Source organism: Arthrobacter sp. LAR12-1-1.1 (assembly GCF_040676555.1).
Classification (GTDB): Bacteria; Actinomycetota; Actinomycetes; order Actinomycetales; family Micrococcaceae; genus Arthrobacter.
The window spans coordinates 23,641-36,931 of record NZ_JBEGIG010000005.1 but is presented as its reverse complement, the minus strand read 5'-3'; the positions used below and the strand labels follow the sequence as shown (position 1 = coordinate 36,931).

The following is a 13,291-nucleotide window of genomic DNA, read 5'->3' as shown; positions in this document are numbered from 1 at the left end:
CGAGGCCGACAGAAGAAATGTTCTGCGCCCTAAACCTCGGCCACAGGAGCCGCGAACTGCGCCGCGTACAGCGCCGCGTACGCCCCGCCCGCAGCCAACAATTGAGCGTGCGAGCCCTGCTCCACGATCTGCCCGGACTCCATCACCAGGATGAGGTCGGCGTCGCGGATGGTGGAGAGCCGGTGGGCAATGACAAACGAAGTCCGGTCGGATCTCAAAGCACTCATCGCCTTCTGCACCAGGACCTCGGTCCGCGTATCCACTGAAGAAGTCGCCTCGTCCAGGATCAGCACGGACGGCCGGGCTAGGAACGCCCGGGCAATCGTGAGCAGCTGTTTCTCGCCGGCGGAGACGTTGGAGCCCTCGTCGTCGAGCACGGTGTCGTAGCCCTCCGGCAGGGACCGGACGAACCGGTCCACATAGGTCGCCCGCGCCGCCTCCAGGATCTCGTCCTCCGAAGCACCAGGCCGGCCGTAGGCGATGTTGTCCCGGATGGTCCCGCCGAACAGCCAGGTGTCCTGCAGCACCATGCCCATCCGCGAGCGCAGCTCGTCGCGGGTCATCGCGGTGACGTCCACGCCGTCGAGCGTGATCCGCCCGGCGTCGAGTTCGTAGAAACGCATCATCAGGTTCACCAGGGTGGTCTTGCCCGCGCCGGTGTGCCCCACGATGGCCACCGTCTGCCCCGGCTCCGCGACCAGGCTCAGGGAAGTGATCAGCGGCTTGTCCGGGGAGTAGGAGAAGGAGACGTCCTCGAACACCAGCCGGCCGCGGCCCCCGTTAGGCGCCACCGACGGATAAGGATCCGCCGACTGTTCCTCGGTGTCCAACAGCTCAAACACCCGCTCGGCCGAGGCCACGCCGGACTGCAGCAGGTTCGCCATGGAGCCCAGCTGGGCCAGCGGCTGGGTGAACTGCCGGGAGTACTGGATGAACGCCTGCACGTCGCCCAGCTGCATCGCCCCCGAGGCCACCTGCAGGCCGCCCACCACGGCGATCCCCACGTAGACCAGGTTCCCGATGAACGTCATGGCCGGCATGATCAGCCCGGAAATGAACTGCGCGCCGAAGCTCGCCTGGTACAGCTCCACGTTCTTCTGCCGGAACCGCTCCTCCACTTCGCGCTGCCGGCCGAAGACCTTCACCAGCGCGTGCCCGGTGTAGGTCTCCTCGATCTGCCCGTTCAGCTCGCCGGTGTGTTTCCACTGCGACACGAACAGCTTCTGGGAGCGTTTGGCGATCACCGCCGTCGTCACCAGGGTCAGCGGAATGGTCACCAGCGCGATCAGCGCCAGCGTGGGCGAGAGCAGGATCATCATCACAAGCACCCCCACCACGGTCAGCACCGAGGTCACGGCCTGGCTGATGGACTGCTGGAGGCTTTGGGAGATGTTGTCGACGTCGTTGGTCACCCGGCTGAGCAGCTCGCCGCGCTGGATCGAGTCGAAGTAGCGCAGCGGCAGCCCGTTGATCTTCGCCTCGATCCGTTCGCGCAGCCGGAAGACTGTGCGCTGCACGACGCCGTTGAGGATATACGCCTGCAGCCAGCCGAACGCCGAGGCCAGCACGTACAGGGCAACCGCCCACAGCAGCACGGTGGCCAGCGCGGCGAAGTCGATCCCGGCGCCGGGCGTCAGCGTCATGGCGCTGAGCATGTCCGCCTGCTGGGTCTCCCCCGCGGCGCGCAGCTGCGCGATCACCTGGGCCTGGGTCTCCCCGGCGGGCAGCTGCTTGGACACGACGCCGGCGAAGATCAGGTTGGTGCCTTCGCCCAGCAGCCGGGGCCCGATCACCGAGAACGTCACGCTCACGACGGCGAGCAGCAGGACCAGCGTCAGCCACAGCCGTTCGGGTCTCAGCTCCCCCAGCAGCCGCCGGGCGGACGGCCCGAAGTTCATGGCCTTCTCCGCCGGGATGTTCATCCCGGCAAACGGTCCGCCGCGGCCGGGCCCACCCGCGGGGCGGGGAATCCGCAGCGGGGCCTGCGCGGCGGGCGCCCCGGAAACCCCGGGGGCGGCGGCGGGGACCGGCGTCGGCGCCTTGTCGGTGCGGCTCATGCCGCCTCCTCCGCCGCGAGCTGGGAGTTCACAATCTCTTGGTACGTCTCGGACGTCTCCAGCAGCTCCTCATGCGAACCGTGCGCGACGATCCTGCCGCGGTCCAGCACCAGGATCTGGTCCGCGTCCACAATGCTCGAGACCCGCTGGGCGATGATCACCAGCGTGGCCCCGGCAGTGTGCTGCTTGAGCGCCTGCCGCAGCCGGGCGTCCGTGGCCGTGTCCAGCGAGGAGAACGAGTCGTCAAAAATGTAGAGCTCGGGCCGTTTCACGAGCGCCCGGGCGATCGCGAGCCGCTGCCGCTGGCCGCCGGAGACGTTGGTGCCGCCCTGTGAGATCGGCGCGTCCAGTCCGCCTTCGAGCTCCTCCACAAAGTCCTGCGCCTGCGCAATGCTCAGGGCCCGCCAGAGCTCGCCCTCGGTGGCGTCGGGTTTGCCGTAGAGCAGGTTGCTGCGCACCGTGCCGGAGAACAGGAAGGGCTTCTGCGGGACCAGTCCGATGTGCCCCCACAGCAGGTCCGGGTGGAGCTCGCGCACGTCCACACCGTCGATCCGCACCGAGCCGGACGTCGCGTCGAACAGCCGCGGCATCAGGTTCACCAGGGTGGTCTTGCCGGAACCGGTGCTGCCGATGATCGCCGTCGTCTGCCCCGCGCGGGCGGTGAAGCTCACGTCCGAGAGCACCGGCTGCTCGGCCCCCGGGTAGGCGAACCCGACGTCGCGCATTTCCAGCTCACCGCGCGCCGCCCGCCCGGCCGCGCGCGAAACCGGACGCAACGGCGGCCGGACGCTGGACTCGGTCCCGAGCACCTCGCCGATCCGGTCCCCCGACACCGCCGCGCGCGGGATCATGATCGCCATGAACGTGGCCATCATGACGGACATCAGGATCTGCATGAGGTAGCTCAGGAACGCGATGAGTGTGCCCACCTGCATGGACCCGTCCTCGATCCGGAACGCGCCGAACCAGATCACGGCGGCGCTGGAGACGTTGAGCACCAGCATCACGGTGGGGAACGCGAGCGCCATGAGCCGGCCGGCGCGCAGCGCGGTGTCCGTGACGTCCTCGTTGGCGCGGGCAAAGCGTGCGGTTTCCACGTCCTCCCGGACGAAGGCCCGCACCACACGGATGCCGGTGAGCTGTTCGCGCAGCACCCGGTTGACGGTGTCGATCCGGGTCTGCATGAGCCGGAACAGCGGCACCATCCGGATAATGATCGACCCCACCGCAATCAGGAGCACGGGCACGCTGACCGCGATCAGCCAGGACAGCTGCAGGTCCTGCCGGATGGCCATGATCACCCCGCCGATGCAGAGCATGGGTGCCGTGACCATGAGCGTTGCAGACATCAGGACCAGCTGCTGGACCTGCTGGACATCGTTGGTGGAGCGGGTGATCAGGCTGGGTGGGCCGAACCGGGTGACTTCCTGCTCGGAAAATTCGGCCACCCGGGTGAAGATTGCCCCGCGGACGTCCCGGCCCATCGCCATCGCGGCCTTCGCCCCGAAATACACGGCCACAACCGTGCAGACGATCTGCAGCAGGGTAACCAGGAGCATGAGGCCGCCGATGCGCAGGATGTACTCCGTGTTCCCCGTCGCCACGCCCTGATCGATGATGTCCGCATTCAGGGTGGGCAGGTACAGCGAGGCAATGGACGCCGCCAGCTGGAAGACGACGACGGCGAACAGCAGCCGCCGCTGCGGCCGCAGGTATTCGACGAGCAGTTTCCAGAGCATCCGGTCTCCACTTCACGCGTCACGGGCACTTGTGTGGGTCAGTCTACGTCCGGCTACCCGGAGATAGCTGGGTTCCTCTCAGGGCGAATCGCGGGTGGGCCTGCGGTTATGTTTTTGCTTGCCGGACGGGCTGTCTTGCCGGGCAGTGCTGGCTTGCCGGACAGTGCTGGCTTGCCGGGCCGGTGGCCCGGGTGTAGCTTGAGGCGGATGCTGAGCATTGGCTCGATCGTGATCCGGGTGGACAACCTGGAACGCCAGATGAGTTTCTGGCAGGCTGCCCTGGGCTATGAGCCGCGGTACGCGCCCGACGGCGACTTCGTGATCCTGCAGCCGCCGGGCGGCGTGGGCACGTGCATCTCCCTGGACCGGGTCCCCGCGGCCGTCCAGGTTCCCCCGCGCCTGCATCTGGACCTGTACACGGACACCCAGGACGCCGAAGTGCAGCGCCTGCTGGCCCTGGGCGCCACCCGGGTCGAATGGAGCCAGCGGCCGGCGGACGCCGACTACGTGATACTTGCCGATCCGGAAGGCAACAGGTTCTGCGTGGTGGACACCGCCGGGACGGCCAATTCACCCGCGACCCCCTAGGGTGCGCCTCCCATATCGGGTGTTACCTGTATAGGATCGGGCGGTATGGCGCTGCGACTTGTTCAGGTGAATTTCAAGGCCCGCGATGACTCGGCACTCGGCCGGTTTTGGGCGGAGGCGCTCGGCTGGGGTGTTTCCAGCGAAGGACCCGGCGTGACCAATGTTGAACCCGTGGGCTTCGACTGGCCGGACCCGGCCGCCGTCTGCGTCGACGTTGTCACCGTCCCGGACCCCGAGACGGTGAGGTACCGCGCGCACCTCGATCTCACCACCACCTCTGCGGCCCATCAGGCCGAGCTGGTCGCGCACCTGTTGGAGCTCGGTGCGACGCCCGCCGACGTGGGCCAGGGTGATGTGCCATGGGCGGTTCTGGCCGACCCGGAGGGCAACCTGTTCCGCGTGCTGGAGCCCCGATCGATCTACCGGGACACGGGGCCGATCGCCGCGGTGGTGGTCAGCTGCGCGGATCCGCGGGCCATGGCCCGGTTCTGGGGCGAGGCGATGGACTGGACCCTGCACGAAGTGACCGACGATCATGCGAGGCTGCGTTCAGCCAAGGGTGTCGGGCCGTATCTGGAGTTCCTGCGCACGCCCGCCGGGAAGACCGTGAATGGCCGTGTCCATCTCGACCTGATGCCGTACCCCGGTGATGATCAAGCGGCAGAGGTGGCCCGGCTGCGGGCGCTGGGCGCCACTGACGCCGACGTCGGCCAGGGCGATGTGCCATGGGTGTGCCTCGCCGACTCAGAGGGCAACGAGTTCTGCGTCCTCGCCCCGCGGTGACGCGGAGCCTGGTTCCTGCACGAGTCCAGGCGGTGCAGACGCGGAGGATGTAGACGGCGGGGTAGGTGATGGCGAGCTTGTCGCAGCGCCCTGGACCGCGTTCACGCGCCCGTCCACCGGGCCGGGCAGTTGACCCGGCCCGGCCTCCGCCCCGACCACTCGCGACCTGAGTGAACCGGGGTGGACTCGCGATGACCTTCGACCCTAGACCCGCACGGATACCGGGTCCACGGTGTTTCCATGGAATCCACGGAACGCATCGTTGTCGGTATCGACGGCTCTGAATACTCGCCGGCGCCCTTGCGGCTTGCCGGGCGCTTTGCCGCGGCGTTGGGCGCACCCCTTGAGGTCATAACCTGCGTTGGTCTGTCCGATTATTACCTCCCGGCCCATCTCTCGCGTGTCAGTGATGAAGTGGCTACTCAGCTGGAAGAGGTCGCTGCACGCCTGGTGGATCAGGCCATTGACACCGCATTCGGTCAGGATCGTCCACCAAGGCTCTCCACGACGGTGAAGTTTGGAACACCAGCGAAGGTTTTGGTCGAGGAGAGCAAGGATGCGCAACTCCTGATCGTGGGCCGCCGGGGCCACGGCGGCTTCTTAAACCAGGTCATCGGCTCCGTGAGTAGCGCCTGTGCCGCGCACGCCTTTTGCCCGGTCGTTGTCGTAGGCCAAGAGTCCGGAGAGCGCTGAACTGGGGCGACCGTCCGGTTACGTCTGGGATTCTGCTTGGGCAACGATGTGAAGTGTGTGCAGGAAGCTATCGGGATTGAGGGACAGTGAGTCTATGCCTTCGCGAACGAGGAAGGCTGCAAAATCGGGGTGGTCGCTGGGACCTTGCCCGCAGATACCGATCTTGATGCCGGCCGCATGAGCTTTTCGGATTACGTCACTGATCATTGAGGTGACCGCTTCGTTGCGTTCGTCGAAGAGCCCGGCCAGGTCCTCCGCGTCCCGGTCAACACCCAGGATGAGTTGAGTCAGATCGTTGGAACCGATGGAGAACCCGTCGAACCGCCGGGCGAAGTCCTCGGCCAGAATGACGTTGGAGGGGATCTCGCACATCATGTAGATTTGCAGGCCGTTGTCTCCCCGCCTTAGACCATTGGCTGCCATGGTCTGCAGAACGAGGTCCGCTTCAGCGGGTGTGCGGCAGAACGGCACCATGATAATCACGTTGGTGAAGCCAATAGTTTCCCGCACGCGTTTCAGGGCCTTACATTCCAGCGAGAAGCCGTCTTTGTAGCGGTCATGGTAGTAGCGGGAGGCGCCCCGGAAGCCTAGCATCGGGTTTTCCTCCGGCCGTTCGAAGTACTCGCCGCCGATCAGGTGGGCGTACTCGTTGGACTTAAAATCACTCAACCGGACAATCACCGGCCCTGGATAGTAGGCAGCGGCTATCTTCGCGATGCCGAGAGCCAAAGTCTCCACGAAATACTCCTGCGGATTGCTGTGGTCTTTGGTGATTTCCTGGATCTGCCGGGTCACCTCGGGGTCCCGCACGCGCTCGGGGTGGACGAGGGCCATTGGGTGAATCCTGATCAGGCTGGCGATGATGAATTCCATACGTGCCAGGCCCACACCTTCTGCCGGCAGACGCCACCAACGGAAAGCTGCCGCCGGGCTGGCGACGTTGACCATCATGGAGGTCCTCGTCCGGGGCACGTCCCCCAGGTCGACGTCGACAGAATCAAATGCCAGGGCGCCCTCGTAGACGCGCCCTTCGTTACCCTCGGCGCAGGAAAGAGTCACTGTCTGACCCTCCGTGAGGACCGCCGTTGCCTTGCCGGTGCCGACAACGGCCGGCACCCCCAGTTCCCTGCTCACAATTGCGGCATGACTGGTCGGGCCGCCGTGATCGGTGATGATGCCGGCAGCCCGCTTCATCACCGGCACCCAGTCGGGGTCGGTCATCTCCGTGACGAGCAGGGCTCCGTCACGGAAGTTCTCGATGTCCGCCGGATTCCGGATCACACAAACCTCACCGCGCGTAATCGAATCGCCGACGGCCGACCCCGTCAGGAGTATGTTGCCCTGCTGCAGAAGACGGTGAACCGTAAACCGGGTGCCGCTCTTTCGCGCCTGCACAGTTTCGGGGCGTGCCTGGACCATATAGATTTCCCCCGTTAAGCCGTCCTTGGCCCATTCCATATCCATCGGACAGGCGTAGTGGTTTTCGACGAGCAGTGCCCAGCGCGCAAGCAAGACGATCTCGGCGTCGGCGAGGACGAACGCCTGCCTTTCCTCCTCGGACGTATCGACAATCCGCGTGCGGCCGTTCGCATTCTGCCCGTACACCGATTTCTGTGCCTTGGTTCCGAGGATTTTTTCAATAATCGGGACAATGGCCGGTTCGGCGAGAAGGGGCTTGAAGACCACGTATTTGTCGGGGTCGACGCTTCCCTGGACCACGGTTTCGCCCAGGCCCCACGCCGCGCTGATCACGGCCGCCCGCGGAAAGCCGGACTCCGTGTCGATGGAGAACATGACTCCCGAGGCACCCACGTCAGATCGCACCATCAGTTGCACGCCAATGGACAGGGCCACGCTCAAGTGATCGAAATTCTTCAGTTCCCGATAACTGATGGCTCTGTCGGTGAACAGCGACGCGTAACAGCGGCGACACGCGTCGAGCAGTTCCGCCTCCCCCGCAACGTTGAGGAAGCTCTCCTGTTGGCCCGCGAAACTGGCGTCCGGCAAGTCTTCTGCCGTGGCACTACTACGAACGGCCACGGCTGGATCATCGAGTCCGGACCGTTTAGCCAGTGACCGGTAATGGTTCACGATCGCTTCGGCAATGTCGTCCGGGAATGAGCTGTTGAGGACCAAGGACCTGAGCGCCTCCCCTGTGTCGCGGAGCGATGCTTCACCGGCGCGAAACAGCTGGAGTCTTTGGTGAAGCGCCGAATCGATGCCATTCGCCTCCACGAACGCCCGGTACGCGGCGGCCGTTGTAGCAAAACCGGCAGGGACGCGCACGCCGCTGGTCATGAGTGACCGGGTCATCTCGCCCAGTGACGCGTTCTTCCCGCCGACTTCCGGAACGTCACCCATGCCGACGTCCTCAAACCAGACCACATGCCGTTCCAACATTTGAAAGTTCCGCCCATCATGGTTCTTGCCAGCAAGCGTTGCCCGGGCGCCCGGCATTCAGCAACCCCTCGCCCGTGCAACCATCGTTCGCCTCCCTCCGGGATGAACCTAGAGCCCAATGACCTTGGTGCGGTGAATCGGCGTATCGAGTCCGGATAGGGATCAAGCTTGGCCGCCTGCCGGCGCTGCTGGCTTCGAGGGTCCTTGGGCCCTGTTTGGCCACCGGGCGACGGCGTAAGGTCGGCGCCATGTTGAACGATGCATCATTACCGGTGGCAGATGTCCTCGCAACGCAAGAGTGCTGGCGGCTGTTGGGCAGTGTTTCGGTGGGTCGCCTCGCTGTTTGGGTGAATGACCACCCGGACATTTTCCCCGTCAACTACAAAGTCGAACACGGAACTCTGGTCTTTCGTACGGGTGGGGGGACAAAACTCTCCGCTGCCCTGGCGGGAACCCCGGTTGCCATAGAAGCCGACGGCGTCGATGCGGATGCCGGCGTCGCGTGGAGCGTTGTGGTGAAGGGCCAAGCCACAGCCCTCGAAAGCACGCAAGAGGTTTTGGACACGATTGGGCCGCTCCTCTTTCCGTGGGAGACCGGAAACAAGGATCACTTCGTACGGATTGTCCCGGGCAGCGTGAGCGGCAGGCGCTTCCAGATCGCCCGGCCGCTGACCTGGTCGGGCCCGCTGGACGATGCCACCCGCGCCGGGTTGGAATGACGGAAATCTGCACCCGGCCGGAGTAAGCCCCCGGCAGAGCCGCGTTGCCCCATGAAAGGGGGAACCATGCGTGCTTGGCGGGTAGGGGGTGCTGTCCCAGCGTTGCCTGGGGGCGCCCGCTGGCAGGACCGGTAATGATCGGGAACTTGCCACATGCGACGGGCCTGTCCGCCCGGGAGGCGCAGTCCCTGCTCGCCCGGCATGGCCCCAACCGCATACCGGAAGTCGCGTCCGCCCCGGCCTGGGGCCGCTTCCTGAGGGAATTCACTCACTTCTTCGCCGCGCTTCTGTGGGTTGCCGCCGCGATGGCCTTCATCGCCGGCATGCCACAGCTCGGAGTGGCCGTCGTAGCCGTGGTCCTCATTAACGGCCTGTTTTCCTACGTGCAGGAAGAACGCGCCGAACATGCCGCCGCCAAGTTACGTGCCCTGCTGCCATCGCAGGTCCGGGTCCGCCGGGACGGCCGTTCGGTCAGCCTGGACGCAGCAGACCTCGTGCCCGGGGACGTCGTCATTCTCTCCGCAGGCGACCGCATACCGGCGGACCTTCAGTTCGGATTCACGGACAGCTGCACCGTTGATGAGTCGATGCTGACCGGGGAAAGTGATGCCGTCACCAAGCAGCCGATGGACGCCGGAATCGGAGGGACCTTCCTGACCAACGGAGAGGCCGAGGGCATCGTTACGGCAACCGGACGGCGGACCCGGCTCGCGGAAATCACCGCGCTCACCGCAACGGTTCAGCCGCCGCCAAGTCCACTGACGATGGAGCTGAGGCGAATCGTCCGGACCATCGCCGTCGTGGCCCTGGGCGTGGGGCTGCTGTTCTTCCTGATATCTGCAGCCATAGGTGTCTCTTGGCACAGCGGATTCCTCTTCGCGATCGGAGTCTCGGTAGCCCTGATCCCCGAAGGGCTACTGCCCACGGTAACTCTGTCGTTGGCGATGGGGGCCCAGAGGATGGCCCACAGGAAGGCGCTCGTTAGGCATCTGCAGGCAGTCGAGACCCTTGGCTCGACAACTTTCATCTGCACGGACAAGACCGGCACACTGACTCAGAACCGGATGAGCGCCGTGCAGGTGTGGACGCCGGAGGGTACCGTGACCGTGGCTGGAAAAGGGTACGAACCGATCGCCTCCGTAGCGGGCAGTGAACAGGCTATCGCCCGGGCGGGCAGGGTCAGCGCAGCTGCGGCCTTGGCATCAAGGGGAACGATCACTCTGCGCGACGGTGAGTGGTATCCGGAAGGCGACCCCATGGAGGCGGCACTGGCCGCGCTCCTGCAACGGCTGGTCAACCCTGCCGGCTGGCCGGACCGGGAGTCTGCGATCCGGTTCGGATTCAGCCCGGGGCGGCGGCGTGAATCGGTGATCGTGGGGACCACGCTATCGATGAAGGGGGCGCCGGAAGCAGTCCTCCCCCTTTGTGTGCCAGCCGACCGCGACCGCCCGCACCTCTCCTCCGGCACCGCTGACGTGGATCAGCAAATACTGCGGATGGCCAGCCAGGGGCTGCGTCTGCTGGCCGTTGCCGAGCGCTCCCTGACGCCAGCCGAGCTCAATGAGCTGGCGGAGGGCTCCCTGACAGCTGATTCGGTGGAGTCCGGGCTGACACTTCTGGGTCTCATCGGGCTTCATGATCCACCCCGACCCGCTGTCGCGCAGGCCCTGCGAACAGCCCGGGAAGCTGGCGTCAAGGTTGCCATGGTCACAGGGGACCACCCGACGACGGCGGCGGCAATCGCCCGTGAGGTCGGCTTGATGCTGGGCGATGAGCGGGTGTTGGAAGGCGCTGAACTGCCCGAGGACCAAGAGGTCCTCGGCGCGATGCTGGATCATGATGGCGTCGTCATCAGCCGGGTGTCCCCTGAACAGAAACTGCGGGTCGCCAGGGCGTTGCAGGGACGCGGGCATGTTGTGGCGATGACCGGGGACGGGGTGAACGATGGGCCAGCGCTGCAGGAAGCGGACGTGGGCATCGCCATGGGAGTTGCCGGCACCGACGTGGCAAGGGAAGCGGCAGACCTGGTCCTGCTGGACGATGACTTCGCCACAATAGTGGCCGCCATCGAGCAGGGTCGCGCCACGTATGCCAATATCCGCCGGTTCCTCACCTACCACCTAACCGACAACGTGGCTGAGCTGACACCGTTCGTGATCTGGGCCTTCTCAGGGGGCGCCTTTCCGCTTGCCCTTGGCGTGCTGCAGATCCTGTTCCTGGACATCGGCACAGACTTGCTGCCGGCGCTGGCGCTGGGAGCGGAACCACCGAGCAAAGGCCTCATGAAGCGTCCGCCCGAGCGCCGTCACCTGATGGACAGAGACTTACTGGTCCGCGTCTTCGCCCTGCTCGGGCCCGTCGAGGCGCTCGTGGAGATGATGGCTTTTGTCGTCGTGCTGAGGGAAGGCGGATGGAGCTTTGGCGGTGCGCCTCCTTCCGCTAGCGTGCTGCTTTCGGCTTCCGGTGCAGCCTTCGCCGCCGTGGTGCTGGGGCAGATGGCAAACGCCTACGCCTGCCGCAGCTCCACCCGGCCGCCGTGGCAGTTGGGCTGGTTCACTAACCGCCTGCTTCTGTGGTCCGTCCTGTTTGAACTCGCGGCGTTGGGAGTTTTTCTCGGCGTGGAACCGGTCGCAGCATTGCTGGGCCAGGCCCCTCCGCCCCCGCAGGGATGGGCAATGGCATTGCTTGCCGTCCCGGCGGTGCTGGCCGCCGACTACCTGTACAAGAGGCTGCGTCACGGGAATCACTTAGCGCGGAGGTCCAAGATGGAAGCTGTGTGACTTCCCGGCATGCAACCTGACGGTGTCAGGGCCCAGACGCACCCTTACGGGATGTCCGGCGCCTGCGGCGGCGGCCACCGTCAGCCGTTTGTGGTCCAAGACCACCTCCAGCGGCTGGTCCCGGTACCGGACGATGAAGCCCAGTCTGCGCAAACCCGCGGGCAGCCGGGGATCAAAGACCAGTTCGTCCTGTTCCATCCGGAGCCCGGCGAAGCTTCGTTGCACGGTGTCGATGCTGCCCGCCATGGCGCCGAGGTGGATTCCGGCACGGGTTGTGCCGCCCTGCGTGTCGTCGAGATCGGCGTCGAGCGCTTCACGGAAGGTACTCCATGCCCGTTCCGGGTCCATGGCGGCCAGGACGGAGGCATGGACCATGCGGCTCAGGGTCGATCCATGGGCCGTTCGGGCGAGGTAGAAGTCAACAGTCCTGGCCAGCATGGTTGAGTCTACGCAGTAGCCGAGAGTTCCGAGAAAATCGGTCAGCTGCTGCTCCCCGAGCAGGTAGAGCAGCATCAGGGCGTCGGCCTGCTTGGCCAGCATGTAGTCGTTGGGTGTTTGGTGTTCTGCTTCGAGGATCAGATCGAGGCGTTCGATATTGCCGTAGAGGTGGCGGTAGTGTTCCCAGTCGAGTTCTTTGAGGCCGCTGTATCCCTCAAATTGGCTGATGATTCCGGCCCCGTGGAACGGGACATACATGCGGTGGCTTATGTGTTCCCAAAGGTTCAGTTCCTCCGGCGCGACGTCCAGCCGCGATGCCAGGTCCTCTTGCTCGTGGGGCTGCAGCGCACCCCTCAAGAGGTGGAGCGCCCTCCCGCAGATCCAGGCGGCCATCACGTTGGTATAGGCGTTGTCATTGACCCCTTCCCCCGGCCGGTCGGGGTAGCCGGTGTGGTATTCGTCCGGTCCCATCACGCCCATGATGTGGAACCGGTCTGCCTCGGCATCATGCATGGCCATTGAAGCGAACAGACGCGCGACTTCGACCAGGATGTCAGCCCCCCGCTCGGTCAACCAAGCCCGGTCTCCGGTGGCCTCGAAGTACTGCCAGGTGTTATAGGCAATCGCCAGGCCCGAATGGCGTTGAAGGCTGGAATAATCCTCCACCCAGTCATTGAGTCGAGGGTTGAATTTCCAATGCGGGGTTTCCTCCCGCCCGTTGCTCCCGCTCTGCCAGGGGTACATCGCTCCCCGCAGCCCTGCCTTCCGTGCGGCATCGCGCGCCGCGTCCAGCCTCCGCCAGCGGTAGTCGAGCAAGGACTTGGCGGTGGCAGGCAGCCGGGATGTGAGCACGGGCAGGACGAACAACTCATCCCAGAACACGTGGCCGCGATACCCTTCTCCATGCAGCCCCCGGGCAGGAACGCCGGCATCCAGCTCGGCCGCATGCGGCGTGAGGGTCTGGAGGACATGAATACATGAAGGTTCAGGATCAGCTGTGTTTGCCGGTCGGTGTTCAGTTCCAAAGCAAAGGCGGCCAGCAAACGCTGCCAGGCAGACTCATGTGCCGCCAGGATCTGGTCGAAGCCAGCCGG

At 65.3% G+C, this 13,291-nt stretch carries 9 protein-coding genes; 5 read left to right on the top strand and 4 right to left on the bottom strand.

From position 1 onward, the window contains the following. Positions 1-29: 29 nt before the first annotated feature. Both MRBLAR12_RS05875 and MRBLAR12_RS05870 read right to left on the bottom strand, forming a co-directional pair. Positions 30-2,057, bottom strand: a complete 2,028-nt coding sequence (locus MRBLAR12_RS05875; protein WP_290369303.1) for an ABC transporter ATP-binding protein — start codon at positions 2,055-2,057, stop codon at positions 30-32. Beyond that, positions 2,054-3,796 carry an ABC transporter ATP-binding protein gene (locus MRBLAR12_RS05870; RefSeq protein WP_364744305.1) on the bottom strand — a complete coding sequence of 581 codons (1,743 nt, stop codon included), beginning with the start codon at positions 3,794-3,796 and terminating at the stop codon, positions 2,054-2,056. Before MRBLAR12_RS05870 ends, MRBLAR12_RS05875 begins: the two co-directional genes overlap by 4 nt. A 207-nt stretch (positions 3,797-4,003) precedes the next feature. Between MRBLAR12_RS05870 and MRBLAR12_RS05865 the strand changes: the two genes are divergently transcribed. The 3 genes from MRBLAR12_RS05865 to MRBLAR12_RS05855 all read left to right on the top strand — a co-directional run bounded on the left by MRBLAR12_RS05865 (position 4,004) and on the right by MRBLAR12_RS05855 (position 5,860). Continuing rightward, positions 4,004-4,384, top strand: coding sequence for a VOC family protein (locus tag MRBLAR12_RS05865; RefSeq protein ID WP_364744303.1), 381 nt, complete (start codon positions 4,004-4,006; stop codon positions 4,382-4,384). Between the two features lie 45 nt (positions 4,385-4,429). Further along, entirely contained in the window at positions 4,430-5,167 is a 738-nt protein-coding gene (locus MRBLAR12_RS05860; protein WP_364744300.1) for a VOC family protein, read from the top strand. Between the two features lie 240 nt (positions 5,168-5,407). Continuing rightward, positions 5,408-5,860, top strand: a complete 453-nt coding sequence (locus tag MRBLAR12_RS05855; protein WP_229992100.1) for a universal stress protein — start codon at positions 5,408-5,410, stop codon at positions 5,858-5,860. 18 nt (positions 5,861-5,878) lie between these two features. Here the strand turns inward: MRBLAR12_RS05855 and ppsA are convergent, their stop codons facing one another. Beyond that, the gene (gene ppsA / locus MRBLAR12_RS05850; RefSeq protein ID WP_229992101.1) at positions 5,879-8,260 is read right to left on the bottom strand and encodes a phosphoenolpyruvate synthase; all 2,382 of its coding nucleotides are present in this window, start codon (positions 8,258-8,260) and stop codon (positions 5,879-5,881) included. Positions 8,261-8,508: 248 nt separating this feature from the next. Here ppsA and MRBLAR12_RS05845 point away from each other — a divergent pair, with 248 nt between their 5' ends. Both MRBLAR12_RS05845 and MRBLAR12_RS05840 read left to right on the top strand, forming a co-directional pair. Further along, the gene (locus MRBLAR12_RS05845) at positions 8,509-8,979 is read left to right on the top strand and encodes a pyridoxamine 5'-phosphate oxidase family protein (protein ID WP_229992102.1); all 471 of its coding nucleotides are present in this window, start codon (positions 8,509-8,511) and stop codon (positions 8,977-8,979) included. Positions 8,980-9,113: 134 nt separating this feature from the next. Further along, entirely contained in the window at positions 9,114-11,759 is a 2,646-nt protein-coding gene (locus MRBLAR12_RS05840; protein WP_229992103.1) for a cation-translocating P-type ATPase, read from the top strand. On the opposite strand, the gene MRBLAR12_RS05835 is transcribed toward MRBLAR12_RS05840, so the two are convergent. After that, entirely contained in the window at positions 11,727-13,133 is a 1,407-nt protein-coding gene (locus tag MRBLAR12_RS05835) for a glycosyl hydrolase family 65 protein (protein WP_364744413.1), read from the bottom strand. The genes MRBLAR12_RS05840 and MRBLAR12_RS05835 overlap by 33 nt on opposite strands. Between the last annotated feature and the right edge of the window lie 158 nt (positions 13,134-13,291).